A 21,785-nucleotide genomic window follows, 5' to 3' on the forward strand; every position below is an offset into this window, starting at 1 on the left:
CGCTTTTATAGCCCGCAAGGGCAGGAAGACGCGAATAACAGTCGCTTCCCCAGCGAAATACCCTTTGATCAACCGGCCAAGCGTCAATTCAGAGGCTTGTTCAGCGTTGCCTTAGGTGTTCTTGAAGGTGTTCGGGGAACGCCGACGGAAAAATGAAGCAGCTTTCCGGGCTCGCGGATCGGGGGCGTCCAATGTCGCACGGAACGCTGATAGTTTCCGTTTGTGCACATGCAGGCGCCTCATTGAAATGGGTCGCGGTGTGCACCAGGTTTCTGTTTGTCTGGATGGTAAAAACCGACCGCAGTGAGCGGCCATGCCTTCCTCCACTTCCGAAGTCCTACGCCTCTTCCCGCTGCCGATCGCCAATTCGACCCGCACTGCCGCTCGCTTTGTCGGTCGTTGCGACGGTCTCGAAGTGGCGGATCTTCTGCGCCGTGCCGTAGCGAGTGCGGACTCCGGGGAGCCATAGAAGTGCTCGGCCGCCTCCTGGCTTTAGGATCTGGCTAAGCGCGTCCTCGACAGGGTTCCCCGGACGACAGCTCGCGCCCGGCCAGATAGTCAACGCGCGCCGGTGCCCTGGGTCGGGACAGACGAAGAACCTGACAATACTATCCGTCGCACGCGCGAAGTAGCGTCCCAGCTAGCGCGGCGCATAGCCGTTCGTGACCGAGTTGATCAGCACGCCGTCAACATAGACGGAAACGGGCTCGCCATCGGGCGACATCAGCAAGCTGCCGGTAGTGTGCCCGCCCGGGAGTTTCATCATGCCGCCATGCACGGCGGCCATGTCGTGATGGTCAAGTTCGTCGGCCATGGGAAGGTCGGTAATCTTGAGTGTGTTCATGGCGTGCTCCTGAGCAATGTGAAAGTTCGTGTCGAGTGGGAGTTGCAACACGTGCTTTGATCAAAGCATAGGCCGTGCCAAAGCTCGCAGCGATTCGTGGGACGCACGGCCGGGCCCAACAGAACAAGGAGAAATGGCCGTCTCAAGCCCGTCTGCGCGACCGATCACAGCCGGCGTAGCCCACGTAGTTGGCGGATTTTTTCCGACAGGGCGCGGCCGACCGTCGCGGCGCCACCGACAGCCCGAGCAGGACATCCAACGTGTCCTGTCACAACCATTGTTCGCCTTGAGCGGGCGCCTGCCTGGCCTTGCGACGATTTGAACGAGCGGAACTGAGTTGCTGCAATAGATAGCGGGCCGTATTCGACCCGCTGCCGTCGTTCGCCCCGGCACCGCTCCGGCGTCAGCTTCAAAGTACAGCGGTCATTCAGCGCTTCCCTGACAATGGGAAGGGGGGCATGAGTAACGGTCCGCCGAATGCCGTCATTCGGACTCGTCGATTCGACGGGTCCATTGGTACTTGGGCGGAAACAGTGTCGTTGGGCGGCTGCAGTTCTGCAGCGACAAGCGACAACCCGAGGCAGGAGTTCGGTGATCCGGTTGATGGGGTGATCGGCGATTCGCGCCAGCACGTGGCGCAGTCAGGCTTCTGGGTTGAAGCGACAGTGCGCAACATACGTCCGGCGGTGTTGTTGTCAAGCTCCGGGCGCCCGTCGTTGGCATAGCGCGAAAGCGCCGGTCAGCGCTTGCTGCGGTTTCGGTAAGCGGCAGCATGCCGACGGGTGCGGAGCCGGCGCCGGGGCAAGGGCAGAGCGGCTTTCTGCTTGGGATCAAGCACACGTTCTGAGTGCCCCGGCCTTGTATATCGGAGCCGGCTATGCATTCGGACGAGGCGTTCGGGCCAGTCTTGATGCATTGGTTATCGAGGTATTGCTCAATGCGTTGTCAGGACGCCGGGTTGCGCATCGCCAGATGCGACAAGGTGCCAAGCCCATACCCGGCGGCGTTGGCAGCCGCAATCACTTCGGTGCCATGCGAAGCTTGGCTAGTCCATCGAGCAAGGCTTTATGGAAAACTTGCGGATTCTGGATCTGCGGCGCGTGTCCGAGATCCGGGAACTCGATCAGGGTTGCATGCGGAATGTGCTCGACGGCGAGCCTCGCCAGTTCGGGATAGTTACCAAGCGCCGCGCGGTCTTCGGCTTTCGCAAATTCCTTGCCAATCGCGGTATTGTCCTTGTCTCCTATTAACAGCAACGTCGGCATGGAGATCCGGCCAAACTCATACAGGACCGGCTGGGTATAAATCATGTCGTACAGCAGCGCCGAATTCCATGCTACCGCCTCTTTGCCCGGCCCACGGTACATGCCGGCCAGCATCTGCACCCATCGTTCATAGCTGGTCTGCCATTGGCCGGCGTAATAGGTTGCTTGTTCGTAGCGGCGAATTCGGTCAGCGCTGGTCTGAAGCTCACGCTCATACCACTGGTCGACTGAAATCGGTGGCACGCCCTTTACCTTCCAGTCTTCGAGGCCAATCGGATTGACGAGGACAAGTTGCTCCGTCTGTTGTGGATACATGAGCGCATAGCGCGCGGCGATCATGCCGCCGGTGGAATGGGCAATCAGCGTGACCTTCGACACATTCAGCGCGGCCAGCAGCGCGTGCGTATTGGCTGCGAGTTGCTGAAACGAATATTGATACTGTTGTGGTTTCGTCGACTTGCAGAAGCCAATCTGGTCAGGCGCAATCACACGGTAGCCAGCGTCGGCGAGGCTTTCGATCGTCTCATGCCATGTCGCAGCGCAGAAGTTCTTGCCATGCAGAAGAACGGCTACCCGGCCGTTCGGTTCCTTTGGGCGCACATCCATGTAAGCCATCTTCATAGCCTGGCGCTGTGACATAAAGGAGAAGCTGCGCACTGGATACGGATAGTCGAAGCCCTCGAGCTCGGGGCCATAGGCCTGGCTTTCGTCCGTGGCCGGCCGGTCTAGCGCGGGCTCCGCGGCGGAAGCAGAAAATATGGCGCCCGTCAGCAACAAGGTCACTGACAAAATCAGAGTACATGCGATCGCGTGTACGTGGGTTCTCGATATCATGGCTGGTCAGTACCGAAGAAGGAATGTTTCAAGGGGGGGCTATGATGTTTTCCGTAAGGTCGATATTACGAGATGGAGGGGTCTGGCCGTACTCTCTTAATAGAAGCGCCGGAGTGTTGCTAAGCCAGCTTGCCGAAGATATTGACGAGGTTCCCCTCTGGATCGCGGATCATGGTGGATGCCAGCGTCGGCGTCAGCGCCTGCTCGGACCAGACGATGTCGACGCCCTGGGCCTTCAGTGCTACGGTAGTTGCAGCCAGATCGTCTGTTTCCAGCACAATCGCTTTCCAGCCAAGCACATGCAGGTGCTGCGGCGGTGCGGAGCGGTCGGCCGGGCGATGCTCGCCACCCGCACGCGACACCAGTTCCAGCCGGAATCCGTTGCCAGTCAGCATGGCGAAGTCCGCGTCCACTGGGTCGAAATGGCCACGTTGTTCGACCTGCAGGCCAAGCGCGGTCCGATACCAATGGATCATGGCTTCCAGGTCGGCGACCGCCAATGCGACGTTATTCAGGCGCAGCGTCGGCGCGGCAGGCATATTGTTTTCAAGCATGATGAGCCTTCTCGATGAAGAAAGTGATGGAGGTTGGCGCCGGTTGGCGGCCCGGGCGCTACGTTCCGGGCCGGCTCACAGTGACCTCGGAATGGCTAAGTTCACGGCGCCGTTGTTGGGCAGATGTAGATCAACCCTGTGCGGATTCAGTCCGCCGTCCGGGCTGGCGCATTGAGGAAGCGGATCAACTCCGACATGGTCTGCTCCGGTGCTTCCTCCATGATCCAGTGGCCGGAACCCTTGATCACGACGCCATTCACATTGCTGGCGGCGAGCCTGGCCTGGTCGATCAGGAAGGTACCGGACGCCTTCTCGCCGGTTAGCACCAGCATTGGCATGGGCAGCGGCGTCCTGGCAAAGGCCGAAAAGTCCTCTGCATCCTTCGCGAAGGCACGGAAGTACTCGAAGCCGGCAGCCATCCGGCCGGGCTTCCCATAGGCCGCGGCATAGAAGCGGCGATCCGTCTCAGGCACGGAATGGGTCTTATCGGCAGCGAAGTCGTTCCAGAAATGCTCGAAATAGATGCGCTCGCGGCCTTGCACCAGCTTGAGCGGTGTTTCGCCGTAAAAATGGAAATGCCAGCGGTCGTGCGAGAGCCACACCTTCTGCCAATCGCCCACGCCTGGCAGGAACGCATCCATCAGTACGATGCTCTCGACCTCATCCGGGTACTGCGCGGCGTACGCATACGCCACCATCAGGCCGATATCGTGGCCGACCAGCTTGACCTTGCGGTAGCCCAGTGCCTGCACCATTGCGTGGATGTCCTGAGCCAGCGTCTTCTTGTCGAAGCCCGACGCCGGGATCGAGGAGGCACCCGCTCCGGGCAAGTCCGGAGCGATCACCACGCGGTTGTCAGCGAGCCTTGGAATCAACGGCAACCACATGTGGCTGGTCTGCGTGTAGCCATGCAGCAGCACGACAGGAGTTTCGGGACCGCTTCCGGCTTGCAGTGTGTGAAACTGCAGGCCCGCGGCGTTCACCGTGCGAGCCTGCACGGCAGAGGGGACGGCATGGGCCTGCACGGCCACTACACCGATCAGCACAGCGCCCAATTGAGGCGCGAGGCGTCGAAGGATACGGGAAAGAATGTTCATGACGACTTCCGGTGGAGCTGCGCTTACGCCACGGCCCAGCCAAGGGGATTGATCACAATTGGCTCATGCCGCCATCTGCGATGATTTCCGTACCGACGATGAAGGCCGATTCCGGTGCGGACAGATGCAGTACCGTCGAGGCGATCTCCGCCGGCTGGCCGAAGCGGCCCAGCGGGATCTGGCGCTGGATTTGCGCCGCGGTAGCCGACAGGGTGTCGGCGTCGAGGCCCAGCTTGCCATACAGCGGGGTCGTCACCGGGCCGGGGCTCACCACGTTCACGCGGATGCCTGAGCTGATCAGTTCCCCTGACAGCGTCTTGGCCAGTGAGATCAGCGCGGCCTTGCTGGCGGCATAGACCGACGACATCGGCATGCCGATGTGTGCGTTGATCGAGCCGTTCAGCACGACGGAGGTGCCCGGATTCATCAGCGGCAGCAGCGCCTGAATCTGGAAGTACGCACCCTTGACGTTGGCGTTGAAGGTGGCATCCCAAAGCGCCTCATCCACCTCGGCCACGGCGGCGAACTTTGCGGTGCCGGCGTTGATGAATATGGCATCCAGGCGAATGCCGGCATCGGTCAGTTGCCGGGCAAGTTCGCGCGCGGATTGAACGGTACCAGTCTCGTTGCGGATGGCGAGCGCCTCATTACCGAGCGTGGCACGCGCGGTTTCCAGTGCGCCAGCATCGCGGCCCGTGATGACCACGCGGGCCCCTTCCTTGGCAAATGCCTGGGCGGCGGCGAGGCCGATTCCGCTGTTGCCGCCAGTAACCAGAACGGTCTTGCCTTCGAAGCGATTCATGATGTTCTCCAGTCGGAAAAGATGAACTTGAACGATTGTGTGAATGCAGTATGGACAACGACTGGTGGTTTGCCATACGATCGATTCGGCAAACATGTTCGATGGAGTTGCACATGTTGTCGGAAGATGAATTGGCCTTGCTCGAGGCCATCCGCGATGCCGGCAGCTTGTCGCGTGCTGCGGCCAGACTGGGCAAGGCACCGTCTACGGTGTCGCACGCTGCGCGGCAGCTCGAGCAGCGCTTCGACGCACTCCTGTTCGACCGGCGTGGTTACCGCCTGCAACTGACGCGTGCCGGTGAGGTACTCACCGAGGAAGCCGCGCGGCTCGCGCAGGACGTATCACGTGTGACGCAGCGCGTGCGACAGGTTGCGACTGGGTGGGAAGACCGGCTGTGGATCGTCACCGATGATCTGATGGAGTTCGAAACGCTGATGCCGGTCATGCATGCGTTTGACGCACTGGAATCTGGTGTGGCCCTGCGTGTGACGCATGAGGTGCTTGCCGGCACATGGGAAGCACTGCGGGACGGCCGTGCCGATCTGGTGATCGGTGCCACCAATGAGCCGCCGGCCATCCCGAATCTGGGCTGGCTGGAACTGGGCGTAGTCGAGTGGGTGTTCGCGATCTCCCCTCGGCACCCTCTGGCCGGTACCCGCGTGCCGATCAGTCGCGAGGACATCGCCCGGAACCGTGCCGTCGTGGTGGCGGACTCCTCTCGTCTGACCGGTGGCCGCGCGTACGGCATGGTGGGCGGCCAGCGTTCACTGGCCGTGCCAAGCATGCGCGCCAAGATTCTCGCCCAGCGCGATGGCTTGGGTATTGGCTGGCTACCACGCCGCAGGGTTGCCTCGCTGCTTGAGCGCGGCGAGCTGGTGGAAAAGCGCACCGCCGATCCGCGAGAGCCTAACGTGTTGTATGTCGGCTGGCGCGGCGATCACGAGGGGCGAGCACTGCAGTGGTGGCTGGAACAATTGCGCAAGCCCCGCCTGGCCAGGCGGTTGGTGGAGGGCGTTGACGCATATGCTTAGCGGATCATGGAACGGTCGTGGCACGAAAGGTGCGCGCTGGCTGGCGCCAGGTGCCCATAGAGCGTGCTGTGGCGCTGCGCAAGCCGGCAGCGCAGTGCATTGCGCAGGCCGCGGCGTTGGTGCAGGCGCCGCGCTGGCGGCAGACATGCCGCGCGCCCAGTTACACTTCGTGACCGAGACACAAGACGACGACGGAGCGCTGCGATGGTTGCCGTTGGCAAAACGGAAGCCGACATTCGAACGAGGACGCGACCGCGCGAGCCAATGGCGCTCTATGGCCGGACCCGGCCCGATGCCGCACGCCCTCGTTGCCCGATTGTCGCCCCTACGACGCCTGTTATGCACGAACTGGCGCTCAATTGCGGTTGATCTCAATTCGCCTTAACCTGTCACGGAGCCCCACCTAGAGCCCTGCGATGCAAGCATATCCTTTGCGCCTCTCTCCTGGCGACGATCTGCGTGTCGCACTCGAAGACGTGCTGTGTCAATTCAAGCTACGCGCGGCCTTCGTTATTCAGGGTATCGGGAGCCTCAGCGTTGCCCAATTGCGATTTGCCGGGGACGAGGATCCCACTGAGCTGCGTGACAATCTGGAAATCTTGACGCTCGCCGGATCCATATCATCTGATGGAGCGCACCTGCACATGTCGGTGGCCAACCCGCAGGGTCGAGTGTTTGGTGGTCATGTAGCACGCGGTTGCAGGGTCCGTACGACCGCGGAGATCTTGCTGGCGCTTCTTCCCGAATACAGTTTCTCCCGGGAATACGATATAAGCTCAGGGTTCATGGAACTGGTGGTAAGAAATGAACCACCCTTGGAGTAGCTTCGACGCATACAGCCGGACAGCTTATCCGAATGGGGCCTTTCGACCCTTCTGAACCATTCGACTGCGCAGCGCCGAAGGGCCGAGTCGGCGGAGGAACTGCCGTTCGGCACCCAAGTACGTCGGTACGGCCACTGCCGAGCCTCCTGAGCCGTTCGCCGTTCCGGATCGAAGAGCTGGATTGCCCGGGAAGCTGCCATTTGTATATCTCTCGCCGATAGCGCTAACGATAAGCTGATGCCGATGCACGATCACATGTTAGTGGCGGCTTGCCGTCAGCTTCTAGATCCGGTAGCCACAAAAGGAACCCTCGAATGTCTCTGGCAGTTGGGCCCCGCACCGGTTGGCGCTTATGCCCGCCCGGGCCACGCCGCCATTGCGGCGTACGCGCAGTCGGACAACATCATGATCAGTGCAGCGTGCTGGCGTCCGGAGCACCCCTGCCGGGCGATGTGGTGTCGCCATTTGGCGCCGGTTCGGCGAATGCCCTGAGGCCATCGAGAGCGGGGTGCTTCGACAGGACCCGCCCGAAGCCTGCTTCCAGCTCGGCGGCAGACAGGCGCGGATACGGCAGGGCATCGTGCAGGGCTGCCAGCGCTAGCGCGCCGGGATCATCGATCACGTCCATGCGGTCGATATGGATATGCAGGCTCGCGATTCGCGTGGGGGCATCCGCTGTGAAGCCAAGGCGGTAGTAGCCCCTGCCCACGCGCAGCTTGCCGGCCGCGGTCTCGCGCATGGCGACGAGCCATGGAAGCGTCATGGCGCCGTCGTGCCATGACTGGCGCTCGCCGACGTAGTAGGTCCGGCAACGATCGAAGGTCCTGGCAAAATCCGATACCAGGGTGCGGGCGATGGCCGGTGCGCCTTCCGTCCTCGACGGAAAGCTGATGGCATCGGTGTCGAGCGAGATCGTCAGCCAGGCGTCCTGCGCGAATGCCGCGTCGATGATCGCAGGACGGTTGTTGTCCTTGGCCTCGATGTACTGGTTCAGCAGGGCTTCCGCCGCAGCGGCAGGGAAAGCGGTCACAGTGATCTCCGTTTCAGGGAATCGCGTCGGAGGGGATCTGGCAGCGCCAGCCCCTCCGGCAGCGTTTGCTACAATTTGATGCAAAGCTTGCTTAAAAAGCTAAGTGGAGCATACCGTGGCGTCGAAAGCGTCCAGCAAGACCCTGACCATCACCAACCCGGCATGCCTGGTAGACGGCTCGGATACCGAATTCCGCCACCTCGTGAACGGGCTGTTGCCCTTTGCCGCGCGGCTGCTGACGGTGCGGGACGGCTTCGGCAGCCTGATCGGGCTGACCGGGGTGCAGTACTCCCTGATCCGGTCGATTTCGCACCTGTCCCAGCAGGGCGACGTGACCGTCAACCAGCTTGCCGACCATCTGCACCTGAGCGGGCCGTTCATCACGATCGAAACCGGCAAGCTGAAGACGCTCGGCCTGATCGACAAGAAGGCGCACCCCGAGGACCGGCGCAAGATGCTGCTGACGATCACGCCGGCCGGCGTCAGGCTGCTCGGCGAACTGCTTCCGGTGCAGCAGCGCATCAATGACGTGCTGTTCGACGGCGTCACGCGCACGGAATTCAAGGTGCTGTGCTCCATTGTCGATCGCCTTGTCGCCAACGGCGACCGCGCCGCGCTGGACCTCGAGCACCTGGACGCCAGGCGGCGGGCCGGCTAGCCGTCGCGGGACCCGCGCCATCAGTGATCGGCCCACTGGATCGTGCGCAGATCGATGCCTTCCTTGTGCATGTCCCAAAGCGGACTCAGTTCGCGCAGCCGGCCGACCGTGGCGTTCACCTGGCCGATCACCTCATCGACTTCCGCCTCGGTGCTATAGCGGCCCAGCGTGAAGCGGATGGAGCTGTGCGCGAGTTCGTCGCTGCGGCCGAGCGCGCGCAGCACGAACGACGGCTCCAGTGAAGCCGATGTACAGGCCGAACCTGACGACACCGCCACGCCCTTGATCCCCATGATCAGGGACTCGCCCTCGACAAAGTTGAAGCTGACGTTCAGGTTGTGCGGCACGCGCTGCGCGATGCTGCCGTTGACGTAGACCTCTTCAAGCGCGCTCAGCCCCGCCAGCAGCCTGTCGCGCAGCGCGCCGACGCGGCGCGCTTCTTCGTCCAGTTCGAGCCGCGCGATGCGAAAGGCCTCGCCCATGCCGACGATCTGGTGCGTGGGCAGCGTGCCGGAGCGCATGCCGCATTCGTGGCCGCCGCCATGGATCTGTGCTTCAAGGCGGATCCGGGGTTTGCGCCGCACGTAGAGCGCACCAATGCCCTTCGGACCGTAGACCTTGTGCGCCGTCACGGTGAGCAGGTCGATCTTCAGCACTTCAAGGTCGATTGGAATCTTGCCGGCGGCCTGCACCGCATCGCAGTGGAAGACGACGCCCGCGGCGCGGCAGATCTCGCCGATCTCCTTCACCGGCTGGATCACGCCGATCTCGTTGTTGACCATCATCACCGACACCAGGATGGTGTCGGGCCGCAGTGCCTGGCGCAGCGCGTCGAGATCGATCAGGCCGTCCTCGCGCACATCGAGATACGTCACCTCGAACCCTTGCCGTTCCAGCTCGCGGCACGTATCGAGCACGGCCTTGTGCTCGGTCTTCACGGTGATGATGTGTCGTCCCTTGCCGCGGCAGAAATTCGCCGCGCCCTTGATGGCGAGGTTGTTGCCTTCGGTCGCCCCGGAGGTCCAGACGATCTCGCGCGGATCGGCATTCAGCAGCGCGGCCACATGCGCACGCGCGGTCTCTACGGCGTCTTCCGCGTGCCAGCCGTATGCGTGGCTGCGCGAGGCAGGGTTGCCGAAGTGCTGGTGCAGGAAGGGAACCATCTTCTCGACGACGCGGACGTCGACCGGAGTCGTCGCACTGTAGTCCATGTAGATCGGAAAGGTCCGGGGCTCGGATTGCATGATGTCTGCTCTGGAGTGGGGGTACGCGGGCCGAGTCTAGCACCGGGGCCGCCAGATTCCTTGCCGCTCCATGCCGCCGATAGGGTTGTTGTCGGGTTTGGGGCGCCAATCCGCCAAGCCGGACCGGTCGGCCTGGATCTATTGGAAACCCTTGTCCGGCAAGGGTTTCGGGGCGTCATCCATCGTGTCGGGACGGCTCTTTCGAAGTTCGCCTAGGTGTTTCCACTAGCTTGAATAGCGAAATTTATTAGCATTGAATAATAGCTAACAAACAAAGCTAAAAACAAAAGCAAATCGACGAGGTCGACAACATGTGTAGGAGTCGTGATGTCTGAGTCATCTGTTGTGGGCGCTATCGAACTCGACGCCCAACGTCATTTCCGCAGCACGCTGGCCATGTTCGCCACGGGTGTCGCCGTCATTACCGCGCCGCGGGAGGAGGGCGCGCCGGTCGGAATCACGGTGGCGTCGTTCAATTCGGTATCGCTGGATCCGCCGCTGATCCTGTTCTCGGTGGACCGACGCTGCCACAGCCTTGGCGACCTGTGCGCAACACCGCGCTACGCGGTGAATGTGCTGGCCGAGGCCCAGCAGGATATTTCGAACCGCTTTGCCCGTGCGAACTCGGGCAAGTGGGACGGTATCGACGCCGGTTCGCACGATGCGAGCCACGTGCTGCTGCCCGATGCGCTGGCCACCTTCGAATGCGAGCCGTATGCGCAGCATGACGGCGGCGATCACGTGATCTTCATCGGGCGCGTCGTTCGCCACCAGTCCCGGCAGGACGGCAGGCCCCTGATCTTCTTTGGCGGCAAGTACCGCGCGCTGGACGCCAGCCCGGCCGCCGCCTGAGCCCACCACAAGCACCCAATCCAGCAGTCACCCAGGAGAGAAACATGGTCAAGACCGGCACCCAGCACATCGCCATGCTGCGCGATGGACGCGAAGTCTATCTGGACGGCAAGCGCGTGACCGATGTCACCACGCACCCGGCCTTCCGCAATTCGATCGGCAGCTACGCGAGCCTCTACGACTTCCAGGCCCGGCCCGAGAACCTTGAAAAGATGACGTTCCAGCCGGACGGCACTGCCAACCGCGTCAGCCGGATCTGGCAACTTCCGGCCAGCTACGACGAACTGGTGCAGCGCCGCGACGCACTGGAGGCCTGGACGGAGCTGCACTACGGCTTCATGGGGCGTTCGCCCGACCACGTCGCCTCATGCATCTCGGGAATGTTCATGGGCATCGACGTGTTCGAGCAGGCCGACCCGAAGCGTGCCGGTGCGCTGCGCGACTACTACCGCTATGCGCGTGACAACGACCTGTTCCTGACCTACGTCATCGTCAACCCGCAGGCCAACCAGTCCAGGTCGGCGCATGAGCAGGAAGACAAATACCTGGCAGTGGGCATCGTTGACCAGGACGCCGAAGGCATCACCGTGCGCGGCGCCAAGATGCTGGCCACCAGCGGCATCATGGCCAACGAAGTCTTCTGCAGCTGCATCCAGCCGCTGCGCGAAGGCGACGAGATGTACGCGCTGTCGTTCGCGATCCCGATGAACACTAAAGGCCTGAAGGTCATGTCGCGCAAGTCCTACGAGGCCAGCGCGACGTCGGTGTTCGACAACCCGCTCGCGAGCCGCTATGACGAGAACGATGCGGTGCTCTACTTCGACGACGTGAAGGTGCCCTGGGACCGCGTCTTCGTTGCCGGCGACGTTGCCATGTGCGCGCGCCAGTTCCATGCCACGCCGGCGCACAGCTACCAGAACTACCAGTGTCAGGTGCGCCTGATGGTCAAGCTGCGCTTCCTGGTCGGCATCGCGCACAAGATCACCGAAGTCAACGGTACCAGCAACTTCCCGCAGGTGAAGGAGATGCTCGGCCAGCTCGCCGCCGAAGCAGGCATGGTGGAGGCGTGGGTCTACGGCATGGAAGCCAAGGGCCAGATGGTCAACGGCTACTACGTGCCGGACCGCAGCATGCTGTACGGCTCGCAGGTGCTGACGCAGCAGCTCTACGCGAAGGTCCTCAACACGCTGCGCGAGCTGGCCGGCGGCGGCATGATCATGCTGCCTTCCAGCATCCGGGACTTCGCCAACCCGGTGCTGGCCGAGATCATCGCCAAGACGCAGAAATCGCCGGCCTGCAGCCCGGAGGAGCGCGTCAAGTTCTTCAAGCTCGCGTGGGACGCGGTCGGTTCGGAGTTCGCGTCGCGCCACAACCAGTACGAGATGTTCTATGCGGGCGCTTCCTTTGTCACGAAAGGCCACGCCTACCGCACGTACGACTGGAAGCGCGCCGCGCACCTCGTCGACAACATGCTCGGCAGCTATTCACTCGAAGCCGAACTGGGCGCAAGCGCACGTGCCGCCTGAGGCCCGTCTCGCACCGTTGCTTCGGACTCACCCCACACCAGGAGATGATCATGGCGATCAACAAGCTTCACGACGAATTCCATACGCTTGACCTGCAGTCCGGCTGGGAGGTGCCGCATGGCTATCCGGCTGGCATCCAGCAGAAGATCCTGTCCGGCGAACTCGATGAACCGGGCCGCCGCGGCAGCCGCACGCGCCTGCTGCGCTTCGGGCCCGGTGTCTTCACCACCAGGCCGTTCGTGCACGAGTACTGGGAAGAGGTCTATCTGCTCAGCGGTGACCTCACCGTGGGCAACGACGCGAACGGGCAAGGCGGCGAAGCATTCGAGCCCAACACCTATGCCTGCCGCCCGCCCGGCGCGTTCCACGGCCCGTTCAAGTCCGACGCCGGCTGCATGCTGCTCGAGATCCACTACTACGATCCGGCCTGATCATGACTGCCACCGTACGAGCCGCCTTGCGGCAACTGGCTGATGGCAGCGCGAGCGCCGCGTCGCTGCTGGCGTCCTGCGTGGAGCGCATCTGCAATCCGGGGGGCGAGGGCGCGCGCGTCTTTCCGCACGGCGTAAGCATGGCCGCATGCAAGCAGGCGCGTGCCAGCGACCTGATGCGCGAGTACGGCGTTGCCGGCCCGTTGGCCGGCGTGCCGATCTCGATCAAGGATCTCTTTGATGTGCAAGGCGACGTCACGCGGGCCGGGGCGCGCATGCTGCCCGAGCAGCCGGCTGCCGCCGACGCGACGGCCATCGCCCGGCTGCGGACGGCGGGCGCGGTGTTCGTCGGGCGGACCAATATGACCGAGTTCGCGTACTCGGGAGTCGGCATCAACCCGCACTACGGCACGCCGCGCAATCCGTTCGATCGTGCCGGCGAGCGTATTCCCGGTGGCTCGTCTTCGGGCGCCGCGGTGTCGGTGTCCGATGGCATGGCGTTGGCCGCTATCGGTTCGGATACCGGCGGCTCATGCCGCATCCCGGCGGCGCTGTGCGGCATTGCGGGCTTCAAGCCCACGGCAAGCCGCATCCCGCTGGACGGCGCGGTGCCGCTGTCGCCGAGCTACGACTCGGTCGGGTGCCTGGCCAACACGGTCGCGTGCTGTGCCGATATCGACGCAGTGATGGCGGGCGAAGACACGACCCCGCTGGCCCCGGTGCCGCTTGCCGGCTTGCGCCTGGCCGTGCCCTCCGGACTGGTCTTCGATGGCGTCAGCGACGAGGTGGCCGGGTCATTCAGCCGCGCGCTGCGCCAGCTCTCGGCCGCCGGGGCCCGGCTGCAGGATGTGCATTTCGGCAGCTGGGACCATCTCGCGGAGATCGGCGCAGGCGGCGGCCTGGTGGCTGCCGAGGCAAGCGCCTGGCATGCGGACCTGCTGACGGCGCATGCGGACGCGTACGACCCGCGCGTGCTGTCGCGCATCCGCCTGGCCGATGCGCAGCGTGCGTCCGACTACGTGCGCATGCTCGCGCGCCGCGCCGCATTGTGCCGGCAAGCCGATGCCGAGCTTGCGGGGTTCGATGCGGTGGTGCTGCCCACCGTGCCGATCGTGGCGCCGCGCATTGCCGACCTCGACGATGACGAGGCCTTCTTCCGTGTCAACCGCCTGCTGCTGCGCAACCCGGCCATCGCCAACATGCTCGACCTGTGTGCGTTGTCGGTGCCGTGCCACCGGCGCGGCGAGGCGCCGGTGGGGCTGATGCTGTTCGGCCGTCACCGGGCCGACCGGCGGCTGCTGGGCATCGGCATGGGCGTGGAAGCCGCCTTGAAACGATAGACGTGCAAATCAGATTCCCCAAGAGAATCCAACCTGGAGTAGACAACATGCCTGCAATGCGAATCGGCGCGGCCGCCCTGGCCGCAGCCATGCTATGTGCCGCCCCTGCGGGGGCCGCGGACGCACCCCGGATCAGCGACGGCGTCGTCAGGATCGGCGTGCTCACCGACATGTCCTCGATCTTCTCGGATATCGGCGGCAAGGGATCGGTCGTGGCCGCCCAGATGGCCGTGGAGGACTTTGGCGGCAAGGTGCTTGGCGCACCCGTACAGGTCGTCAGCGCTGATCACCAGAACAAGACCGATGTCGCCGCGACGCTGGCGCGCGGCTGGTTCGACAACCAGAAGGTGGATGTCATCCAGGACGCGCTGCCTTCGTCGGTGGCGCTGGCCGTGTCGAACCTTGGCAAGCTCAAGCACAAGATCGTCATTGCCAGCGGCGCGGGAACCACGCGCCTGAGCAATGAGGATTGCTCGCCCTACACGGTCCAGTACTCGTATGACACGTATGCCTTCGCTGCCAATACGGTGAAGGCGCTGGCGAAGTCGGGCGACAAGAGCTGGTACTTCCTGACCGTCGACTACGCGCTGGGCGCGTCACTGGAGAAGGACGCAACGGACGCGCTGGCGGGTGCCGGTGGCAAGCTGGCGGGCAAGGCGAAGCATCCGATCCATTCGGCGGACCTGTCGTCCTACCTGCTGCAGGCGCAGGCATCGGGCGCGAAGGTGATCGGCCTTGCCAACGCGGGCGCCGATGCGGTGAACGCGATCAAGACGGCCGCGGATTTCGGCATTGGCAACGGCGTCAACCGCGGCAAGCAGAAGCTGGCCGGGCTGCACCTGTTCATCAGCGACATCCACAGCCTTGGCCTCCAGGCCGCGCAGGGCATGCTGCTCACCACGTCGTTCTACTGGGACCGCGACGACGCCACGCGGGCGTGGTCGCAGCGCTTCTATGAGCGGACCAGGCGCATGCCCACGCTGGTCCAGGCCGGCGTGTATTCGTCGACCCTGCATTACCTGAAGGCGATCCAGTCCGCGCAGACCGACGACAGCGACGCCGTCATGGCAAAGATGCGCGAAACGCCCGTCAATGACTTCTTCGCGAAGGACGGCCGCATCCGGGCCGATGGCCTGATGGTCCACGACATGTACCTCGTCGAGGTCAAGCGCCCGGACGAATCAAGGCGTCCGTGGGATTTCTACAAGATCAGGAGCGTGATTCCCGCGAGCGAGGCGTTCCGCCCGCTCAGCGCGAGCACCTGTCCGCTCATGCGCAAGTAAGCGCCGCGCATCCATTTCGCCAATACAGGATTTCGTCTCATCATGAAAACGCTTACCTTCGATATCGACAGCACCCAGGCCCGGGAAAGCCGCACCTTTACCATCCGCCAGCTCGTGGTCGCGGGCTGGACCGGGCGCGACGTCGCCGCCATGCAGGCCCACATCCGCGAGCTGGAGGAACTGGGCGTCAAGCGCCCCGCATACACACCGGTCTTCTATCGCGTGGCGGCAGAACGGCTCGGCGCGCCCGGGCAGATCCAGGTCAGCGGCCAGGCCAGCAGCGGCGAGGCGGAGTTCCTGCTGGTGAAGGATGGCGACGAGGTGCTCGTCGGCATTGCCTCCGACCACACCGACCGCGAGGTGGAGACCTACGGCATCACCGTGTCCAAGCAGATGTGCGAAAAGCCATGCGCCGCGACGCTGTGGCGCCTGGCCGATGTGGAGGGCCACTGGGATGCGCTGGTGCTGCGCTCGTACGCCACCATCGACGGCGATCGCGTGCTGTACCAGGAAGGCCCGGTGTCGGCCATGCGCGCGCCGGCCGATCTCATCGCCCGCTTTGCCGAGCACGGCGGCGAGTTTGCCGACGGCACGGCCATGCTGTGCGGCACCCTGCCAGCGATCGGTGGCATCCGGCCGGCCGAGCGCTTCGAGATCGAGCTGGAGGACCCGGTCCTGGGCCGCACGCTGCGGCACGGGTATGAGGTCGTCTCGCTGCCGGTCCAGGGCTGAAGCTCCACCTCACCGGAGATCCAGTCATGTCCCATGAAGATCTGATACTCGAAACCCGCAGCCTGGCGAAGTCCTTCCGGGGCTTCACGGCGGTGAGCGACGTCAACCTGCGCGTGCGCCGCGGCTCGATCCATGCGCTGATCGGGCCCAACGGCGCCGGCAAGACCACCTGCTTCAACCTGCTCACCAAATTCCTGGAGCCGACCAAGGGCACCATCCTCTTCAACGGCGTCGATATCACGCGCGAGAAGCCGGCACAGATCGCGCGCCGCGGCGTGATCCGTTCGTTCCAGATATCGGCCGTGTTCCCGCACCTGACGGTGATGGAGAACGTGCGCATCGGCCTGCAGCGCCAGCTGGGCACCGCGTATCAGTTCTGGCGCAGCGAGCGTTCGCTCGACGTGCTCAACGACCGCGCCATGGAGCTGCTCGAGCAGGTCGGCCTGACCGAGTTCGCGCAGACCGTCACGGTGAACCTGCCGTACGGGCGCAAGCGCGCGCTGGAGATCGCCACCACGCTCGCGATGGAACCCGAGCTGATGCTGCTCGACGAGCCCACCCAGGGCATGGGCCACGAGGACGTGGACCGCGTCACGCAGCTGATCAGGAAGGTCTCGGCGGGCCGCACCATCTTGATGGTGGAGCACAACATGAACGTGGTGTCGTCGATCGCCGACAAGATCACCGTGCTGCAGCGTGGCGCCATCCTGGCCGAAGGGCCGTATGCGGAGGTGTCGAAAGACCCGCGCGTGATGGAAGCCTACATGGGCACCGCCGACGCCGAGTTGCAGGGCGCGCACTGAGGAGGCCACCGACATGACGACAACCAGCGTACCCGCGCTCGACATCAGGGACCTGCACGCCTGGTACGGTGAATCGCACATCCTGCACGGCGTGGACCTGACCGTGAACCGCGGCGAGGTGGTGACGCTGCTGGGCCGCAACGGCGCGGGCCGCACCACCACGCTGCGCGCGATCATGGGCCTGACGGGCGCGCGCAAGGGCTCGATCCAGGTCAACGGCCACGAGACCATCAGCCTGCCCACGCACAAGATCGCGCACTACGGCATCGGCTACTGCCCGGAAGAGCGGGCGATCTTTTCGAGCCTGTCGTGCGAGGAGAACCTGCTGCTGCCACCGGTGCTGAAGGGCGCCGACAGCAGCAAGGGCATGAGCGAAGCCGAGATCTACGACATGTTCCCCAACCTGAAGGAGCGCCGCCAGAGCCAGGGCACGCGCCTGTCGGGGGGCGAGCAGCAGATGCTGGCGGTGGGGCGCATCCTGCGCACCGGCGCGAACCTGCTGCTGCTCGACGAGATCTCGGAAGGCCTGGCGCCGGTGATCGTGCAGGCGCTCGCGCGCATGATCCTGATGCTCAAGAAGAAGGGCTATACGGTGGTGATGGTGGAACAGAACTTCCGCTTCGCCGCGCCGCTGGCCGACCGCTTCTACGTGATGGAGCACGGCAGCATCGTCGAACGCTTCGCGGCCAGCGAGCTGCAAGCGAAGATGCCGGTGCTGAACGAATTGCTGGGCGTATAGCGCCCAAAAGGGGAGTTCCATGGAGCTGTTCAATATCCCGCTTTCCGCGCTGCTGTCCCAGCTTCTGCTGGGGCTGGTCAACGGCGCGTTCTATGCGATGCTGAGCCTCGGGCTGGCCGTGATCTTTGGCCTGCTCAATGTCATCAACTTCGCGCACGGCGCACTGTTCATGCTCGGCGCGCTGCTGGCGTGGGCCGGCATGGCCTACGCCGGGCTCGGTTACTGGGTGATGCTGCTGCTCTCGCCGCTGGTGGTGATGGCGCTTGGCATGCTCATCGAGAAGACGATGCTGCGCTGGCTCTACCGGCTCGACCACATCTACGGCCTGCTGCTCACGCTGGGGATCACGCTCGTGATCGAAGGCGCGTTCCGCTCGGCCTATGGTGTGTCGGGCTTGCCGTATGCCCCGCCAGCCGCGCTGCAAGGCGCGAGCGACCTTGGCTTCATGCGGCTGCCCAACTATCGCGCGTGGGTCGTGGCTGCGTCGCTGGGCGCATGCCTCGGCACGTGGTACCTGATCGAGAAGACCAGGTTCGGCAGCGTCCTGCGCGCGGGCACCGAGAACCCCAGGGCGGTGGAAGCGTTCGGCGTCAACGTGCCGCTGATGGTGACCATGACCTATGGCTTCGGCGTGGCGCTGGCAGCCTTTGCCGGCGTGCTGGCCGCGCCGGTCATGCCGGTCTCGCCGTTGATGGGGCAGAACCTGATCATCGTGGTCTTTGCGGTGGTAGTGATCGGCGGCATGGGATCGATCACCGGGTCGATCCTGACCGGCCTCGGCCTGGGGGTGATCGAGGGACTGACCAGGATGTTCTATCCGGAAGCGTCATCGACCGTGGTGTTCATCATCATGGCGCTGGTGTTGCTGGTGCGGCCGGCCGGGCTGTTCGGAAAGGAGAAATGATGCGTGAACCCTCGATGACTGCAGTCGTGCTGCAGCCGCGCGCGCCGGCCTGGCGCATGCCGAAGACGGCCCTGTACGGCCTGCTCCTGCTTGGCCTGCTGGCCGCGCCGTTGGCCGGCGCCTATCCGGTGTTCGTGCTGAAGGTGCTTTGCTTCGCGCTGTTTGCGTGTGCGTTCAACCTGCTGATCGGCTATGCGGGCTTGCTCTCGTTCGGGCATGCCGCGTTCCTCGGCGGCGCCGGCTATGCCGCGGGACAAGCCATGAAAGCGTGGGGCGTGACGCCGGAGTTCGGCCTGCTCCTGGGCACGGGGACGGGCGCGCTGATCGGGCTGGCAATGGGCGCGCTGGCCATTCGGCGCCAGGGCATCTACTTCTCGATGATCACGCTGGCGCTCGCGCAGATGCTGTACTTCCTGTGCCTGCAGGCGCCGTTCACGGGCGGCGAGGACGGGCTGCAAGGCATCCCGCGCGGCAGGCTGTTCGGCGTGTTGTCGCTGGAAGGCGATCTCACCCTGTACTACGTAGTGCTGGCCATCGTGGTGGCAGCGTTCGCCTTGATCGTGCGCACGGTGCATTCGCCGTTCGGCCAGATCCTGAAGGCGATCAAGGAGAACGAGCCGCGCGCGGTCTCGCTCGGCTATGACGTCGACCGCTTCAAGCTCGCGGCGTTCGTGCTCTCGGCGGCGCTGTCGGGGCTGGCTGGATCGCTGAAGGCACTCGTGCTTGGCTTCGAGACGCTGACGGACGTTCACTGGTCGATGTCCGGCGCGGTGATCCTGATGACGCTGGTCGGCGGGCTCGGCACGCTTTCCGGCCCCGTCGTCGGCGCGTTCGTGATCGTGGCGCTGGAGAACAAGCTCGGGGATATTGGCAATTACCTTGCGGCGGCGACTGGCGTCGACTGGTTCAATGGACTGGGCGAATCGGTATCGATGGTGACGGGCCTGATCTTCGTCCTGTGCGTGCTGATGTTCCGCAAGGGCATCGTCGGACAGTTTGCCGGGCGAGCGCGGAAAGGCGGCTGACCGGTTGCTGCTGGCAAGGGGGAGTTGCTGCGGGGGAGTTGCCGCGGCCTCACGCCCGCCTGACGCCCTTGTCGAGCAGCAACGCGGTGTTGACCAGCGCGATATGAGACAGCGCCTGCGGGAAGTTTCCGGCCATGCGGCGCGTGGCCGGATCATATTCCTCGGACAGCAGGCCGACATCGTTGCGCAGCAGGAGCAGGCGCTCGAACAGTTCGCATGCCTGCTGCCGGCGGCCGGCCACGGCATAGGCGTCGGCGAGCCAGAAGCTGCAGGCGACGAAGGTCGGTTCGTCGCCGGGCAGCCCGTCTGCCGTGCGGGACGGCAGGTACCGGCGCACCAGCCCGTCGGCGAGCAGTTCTTCTTCGACGGCCCGGATCGTGCCGAGCATGCGCGGGTCCTTGCCGTCGACGAAGCCCACGATCGGCAGCAGGAGCAGGCTGGCGTCGGTCGTGCTGCCGCCGTAGACCTGCACGAAGCTGTTGCGCTTGCGGTTGAAGCCGTTGGCCAGCACGTCGGCGTGAATAGTGTCCCGCACCGTGCGCCAGTGCGACGCCGAGGCCGGCCAGTCATGCATTTCGATGGTCTTGATGGCCCGGTCCAGCGCGACCCAGGCCATGACCTTGGAGAAGGTAAACGGCTGCCGCCCGCCGCGCACTTCCCAGATGCCCTCGTCGGGCTGTTGCCAGATCGCGGCAAGGTGGTTGACCAGCGAGCGCTGCAACGCCCACGAGTCCGGATCGCGGGGCAGGCCGCCAAGGCGCGCCTGGTACAGCGCGTCCATGACTTCGCCATAGACGTCGAGCTGGAGCTGGGTCGCGGCAAGGTTGCCGACGCGTACCGGGCTGGCGCCCTTGTACCCCGGCAGCCAGTCCAGTTCCCATTCCCACAGGCGCCGCTCGCCGCCGACGCCATACATGATCTGGGCCTGCTCGGGGCTGCCGGCGACCGCGCGGGTGAGCCAGGCCCGCCAGGCCTGGGCTTCGTCGTAGTAGCCGGCGGCCATGAGCGCCAGCAGGGTCCCGGTCGCGTCGCGCAGCCAGCAGTAGCGGTAGTCCCAGTTGCGTACGCCGCCCGGTGCTTCGGGCAGGGATGTGGTCGGCGCCGCGACCAGCCCGCCGGTCGGCCAGTAGGTAAGGGCCTTGAGGGTGAGCAGCGAACGCCTGACCGGCCCCCTCCAGTCACCGCCGGCCTCGCACCGTTCGGACCAGTCTCGCCACCAGCGGTCCGTGCGTTCGAGTTCCTGCAGTGCATCGAGCGGGGGTGGAGCGGCGAGGTGCGAGGGACTATAGGTCAGTACGAATGGCTTGACCTCGCCGGCCTCTATCGTGAACTCGCAGGTCGTGGCGAGGTCCTTTCCGCGCAATGGCTCGGGCGCGCGCAAGACGGCCATGGCGGGGCCCGCCACGGCGCGGATGCCATTGCCTTGTTCGAGCCGGGTCACCCATGGCACCGTCGCGCCGTAGTCGAAGCGCAGCGTCAGGTCCATCTTCATGTCGAGCTTGCCGCTACGGCCGCAAACGATCCGGACAACATCAGAACGCTCGCCGGAGTTGGCCATGCCGTGGCGGATCGGCATGAAGTCGATCACGGTGACGACGCCTTCCGGATGGACAAAGACGGTTTCGAGCACCAGGCTGCCGGGCCGGTAGTGGCGCCGGCTCCTGCCGCCGCGACCAGCCGGTGCGATGCGCCAGCGTCCGTGATCGCGCGTGCCCAGCAGCGCGGCCAGGCACGCGGCGGAGTCGAAGCGCGGCAGGCACAGCCAGTCGATGCTGCCGTCACGGCAGACCAGTGCAGCCGTTTCGCAATCGCCGATCAGTGCGTAGTCCTCGATCAAAGCAGCCACGGCGGTCCTGAGTCGTATCGGTGGCTCGTGGGGCAGGCGTCTGCGCTGCCGCGCGGGAATGGCACCGGCCAATGCGCCGGCCGGGCCGCCTACCTTGTTGGAGGCTCGCGCGATGTCATGG

Annotated in this window: 21 protein-coding genes; 13 read left to right on the plus strand and 8 right to left on the minus strand. The window is 64.4% G+C overall.

The features are described from left to right. Nucleotides 1-640: 640 nt before the first annotated feature. The 5 genes from KHO22_RS26870 to KHO22_RS26890 form a co-directional block, all read right to left on the minus strand. Complete coding sequence (locus tag KHO22_RS26870; protein WP_114131927.1) at nt 641-844, minus strand: hypothetical protein; 204 nt, start codon at nt 842-844, stop codon at nt 641-643. Between the two features lie 1,019 nt (nt 845-1,863). Then, complete coding sequence (locus tag KHO22_RS26875) at nt 1,864-2,892, minus strand: alpha/beta fold hydrolase (RefSeq protein WP_230427044.1); 1,029 nt, start codon at nt 2,890-2,892, stop codon at nt 1,864-1,866. 170 nt (nt 2,893-3,062) lie between these two features. After that, complete coding sequence (locus tag KHO22_RS26880; protein ID WP_230427045.1) at nt 3,063-3,482, minus strand: VOC family protein; 420 nt, start codon at nt 3,480-3,482, stop codon at nt 3,063-3,065. A gap of 161 nt (nt 3,483-3,643) precedes the next feature. Continuing rightward, entirely contained in the window at nt 3,644-4,594 is a 951-nt protein-coding gene (locus KHO22_RS26885) for an alpha/beta fold hydrolase (RefSeq protein WP_211950224.1), read from the minus strand. 52 nt (nt 4,595-4,646) lie between these two features. After that, a complete protein-coding gene (locus KHO22_RS26890) occupies nt 4,647-5,396 on the minus strand; it encodes an SDR family oxidoreductase (protein WP_211950295.1) in 750 nt (249 codons plus the stop codon). Nucleotides 5,397-5,509: 113 nt separating this feature from the next. On the opposite strand from KHO22_RS26890, the gene KHO22_RS26895 reads away from it, so the two are divergent. Next, nucleotides 5,510-6,427: a LysR family transcriptional regulator gene (locus tag KHO22_RS26895; RefSeq protein ID WP_211950225.1), complete on the plus strand. Its 918-nt coding sequence runs from the start codon at nt 5,510-5,512 to the stop codon at nt 6,425-6,427. A 416-nt stretch (nt 6,428-6,843) separates the two neighbouring features. Beyond that, nucleotides 6,844-7,251: a PPC domain-containing DNA-binding protein gene (locus KHO22_RS26900; protein WP_211950226.1), complete on the plus strand. Its 408-nt coding sequence runs from the start codon at nt 6,844-6,846 to the stop codon at nt 7,249-7,251. A gap of 409 nt (nt 7,252-7,660) precedes the next feature. On the opposite strand, the gene KHO22_RS26905 is transcribed toward KHO22_RS26900, so the two are convergent. Next, entirely contained in the window at nt 7,661-8,281 is a 621-nt protein-coding gene (locus KHO22_RS26905) for a hypothetical protein (protein ID WP_211950227.1), read from the minus strand. A gap of 115 nt (nt 8,282-8,396) precedes the next feature. Here KHO22_RS26905 and KHO22_RS26910 point away from each other — a divergent pair, with 115 nt between their 5' ends. After that, nucleotides 8,397-8,939: a MarR family winged helix-turn-helix transcriptional regulator gene (locus tag KHO22_RS26910; protein WP_211950228.1), complete on the plus strand. Its 543-nt coding sequence runs from the start codon at nt 8,397-8,399 to the stop codon at nt 8,937-8,939. Between the two features lie 20 nt (nt 8,940-8,959). Here the strand turns inward: KHO22_RS26910 and KHO22_RS26915 are convergent, their stop codons facing one another. Further along, nucleotides 8,960-10,183, minus strand: coding sequence for an IscS subfamily cysteine desulfurase (locus KHO22_RS26915; protein ID WP_211950229.1), 1,224 nt, complete (start codon nt 10,181-10,183; stop codon nt 8,960-8,962). A gap of 327 nt (nt 10,184-10,510) precedes the next feature. Between KHO22_RS26915 and KHO22_RS26920 the strand changes: the two genes are divergently transcribed. The 10 genes from KHO22_RS26920 to KHO22_RS26965 are packed head-to-tail and all read left to right on the plus strand — an operon-like array spanning nt 10,511 to nt 19,818. Beyond that, on the plus strand, nt 10,511-11,035 hold the full coding sequence (locus tag KHO22_RS26920) for a flavin reductase family protein (protein ID WP_211950230.1): 525 nt from the start codon (nt 10,511-10,513) through the stop codon (nt 11,033-11,035). Between the two features lie 44 nt (nt 11,036-11,079). Beyond that, nucleotides 11,080-12,561: a 4-hydroxyphenylacetate 3-hydroxylase family protein gene (locus KHO22_RS26925; protein WP_211950231.1), complete on the plus strand. Its 1,482-nt coding sequence runs from the start codon at nt 11,080-11,082 to the stop codon at nt 12,559-12,561. 50 nt (nt 12,562-12,611) lie between these two features. After that, nucleotides 12,612-12,992 carry a cupin domain-containing protein gene (locus KHO22_RS26930; protein ID WP_211950232.1) on the plus strand — a complete coding sequence of 127 codons (381 nt, stop codon included), beginning with the start codon at nt 12,612-12,614 and terminating at the stop codon, nt 12,990-12,992. Between the two features lie 2 nt (nt 12,993-12,994). Then, nucleotides 12,995-14,332 carry an amidase gene (locus KHO22_RS26935; RefSeq protein WP_211950233.1) on the plus strand — a complete coding sequence of 446 codons (1,338 nt, stop codon included), beginning with the start codon at nt 12,995-12,997 and terminating at the stop codon, nt 14,330-14,332. Between the two features lie 47 nt (nt 14,333-14,379). Then, complete coding sequence (locus tag KHO22_RS26940; RefSeq protein ID WP_211950234.1) at nt 14,380-15,615, plus strand: ABC transporter substrate-binding protein; 1,236 nt, start codon at nt 14,380-14,382, stop codon at nt 15,613-15,615. Nucleotides 15,616-15,657: 42 nt separating this feature from the next. Continuing rightward, the gene (locus tag KHO22_RS26945) at nt 15,658-16,347 is read left to right on the plus strand and encodes a DUF2848 domain-containing protein (protein WP_211950235.1); all 690 of its coding nucleotides are present in this window, start codon (nt 15,658-15,660) and stop codon (nt 16,345-16,347) included. Between the two features lie 26 nt (nt 16,348-16,373). Further along, entirely contained in the window at nt 16,374-17,150 is a 777-nt protein-coding gene (locus KHO22_RS26950; RefSeq protein WP_211950236.1) for an ABC transporter ATP-binding protein, read from the plus strand. Nucleotides 17,151-17,163: 13 nt separating this feature from the next. After that, nucleotides 17,164-17,889: an ABC transporter ATP-binding protein gene (locus KHO22_RS26955; protein WP_211950237.1), complete on the plus strand. Its 726-nt coding sequence runs from the start codon at nt 17,164-17,166 to the stop codon at nt 17,887-17,889. Between the two features lie 19 nt (nt 17,890-17,908). Then, on the plus strand, nt 17,909-18,793 hold the full coding sequence (locus tag KHO22_RS26960) for a branched-chain amino acid ABC transporter permease (RefSeq protein ID WP_211950238.1): 885 nt from the start codon (nt 17,909-17,911) through the stop codon (nt 18,791-18,793). Between the two features lie 56 nt (nt 18,794-18,849). Then, entirely contained in the window at nt 18,850-19,818 is a 969-nt protein-coding gene (locus KHO22_RS26965; RefSeq protein WP_230427048.1) for a branched-chain amino acid ABC transporter permease, read from the plus strand. A gap of 49 nt (nt 19,819-19,867) precedes the next feature. Here the strand turns inward: KHO22_RS26965 and KHO22_RS26970 are convergent, their stop codons facing one another. After that, nucleotides 19,868-21,664, minus strand: a complete 1,797-nt coding sequence (locus KHO22_RS26970) for a glycoside hydrolase family 15 protein (RefSeq protein ID WP_211950239.1) — start codon at nt 21,662-21,664, stop codon at nt 19,868-19,870. Nucleotides 21,665-21,785 lie beyond the last annotated feature (121 nt).

It is taken from the genome of Cupriavidus yeoncheonensis, from assembly GCF_905397275.1.
GTDB lineage: Bacteria > Pseudomonadota > Gammaproteobacteria > Burkholderiales > Burkholderiaceae > Cupriavidus > Cupriavidus yeoncheonensis.

Coding starts and splice junctions, on each gene's coding strand:
- KHO22_RS26945 (WP_211950235.1), top strand. CDS start 15,658: ATGAAAACGCTTACCTTCGATATCGACAGCACCCAGGCCCGGGAAAGC.
- KHO22_RS26870 (WP_114131927.1), bottom strand. CDS start 844: ATGAACACACTCAAGATTACCGACCTTCCCATGGCCGACGAACTTGAC.
- KHO22_RS26900 (WP_211950226.1), top strand. CDS start 6,844: ATGCAAGCATATCCTTTGCGCCTCTCTCCTGGCGACGATCTGCGTGTC.
- KHO22_RS26955 (WP_211950237.1), top strand. CDS start 17,164: ATGACGACAACCAGCGTACCCGCGCTCGACATCAGGGACCTGCACGCC.
- KHO22_RS26950 (WP_211950236.1), top strand. CDS start 16,374: ATGTCCCATGAAGATCTGATACTCGAAACCCGCAGCCTGGCGAAGTCC.
- KHO22_RS26935 (WP_211950233.1), top strand. CDS start 12,995: ATGACTGCCACCGTACGAGCCGCCTTGCGGCAACTGGCTGATGGCAGC.
- KHO22_RS26965 (WP_230427048.1), top strand. CDS start 18,850: ATGCCGAAGACGGCCCTGTACGGCCTGCTCCTGCTTGGCCTGCTGGCC.
- KHO22_RS26915 (WP_211950229.1), bottom strand. CDS start 10,183: ATGCAATCCGAGCCCCGGACCTTTCCGATCTACATGGACTACAGTGCG.
- KHO22_RS26885 (WP_211950224.1), bottom strand. CDS start 4,594: ATGAACATTCTTTCCCGTATCCTTCGACGCCTCGCGCCTCAATTGGGC.
- KHO22_RS26890 (WP_211950295.1), bottom strand. CDS start 5,396: ATGAATCGCTTCGAAGGCAAGACCGTTCTGGTTACTGGCGGCAACAGC.
- KHO22_RS26960 (WP_211950238.1), top strand. CDS start 17,909: ATGGAGCTGTTCAATATCCCGCTTTCCGCGCTGCTGTCCCAGCTTCTG.
- KHO22_RS26940 (WP_211950234.1), top strand. CDS start 14,380: ATGCCTGCAATGCGAATCGGCGCGGCCGCCCTGGCCGCAGCCATGCTA.
- KHO22_RS26895 (WP_211950225.1), top strand. CDS start 5,510: ATGTTGTCGGAAGATGAATTGGCCTTGCTCGAGGCCATCCGCGATGCC.
- KHO22_RS26920 (WP_211950230.1), top strand. CDS start 10,511: ATGTCTGAGTCATCTGTTGTGGGCGCTATCGAACTCGACGCCCAACGT.
- KHO22_RS26880 (WP_230427045.1), bottom strand. CDS start 3,482: ATGCCTGCCGCGCCGACGCTGCGCCTGAATAACGTCGCATTGGCGGTC.
- KHO22_RS26930 (WP_211950232.1), top strand. CDS start 12,612: ATGGCGATCAACAAGCTTCACGACGAATTCCATACGCTTGACCTGCAG.
- KHO22_RS26925 (WP_211950231.1), top strand. CDS start 11,080: ATGGTCAAGACCGGCACCCAGCACATCGCCATGCTGCGCGATGGACGC.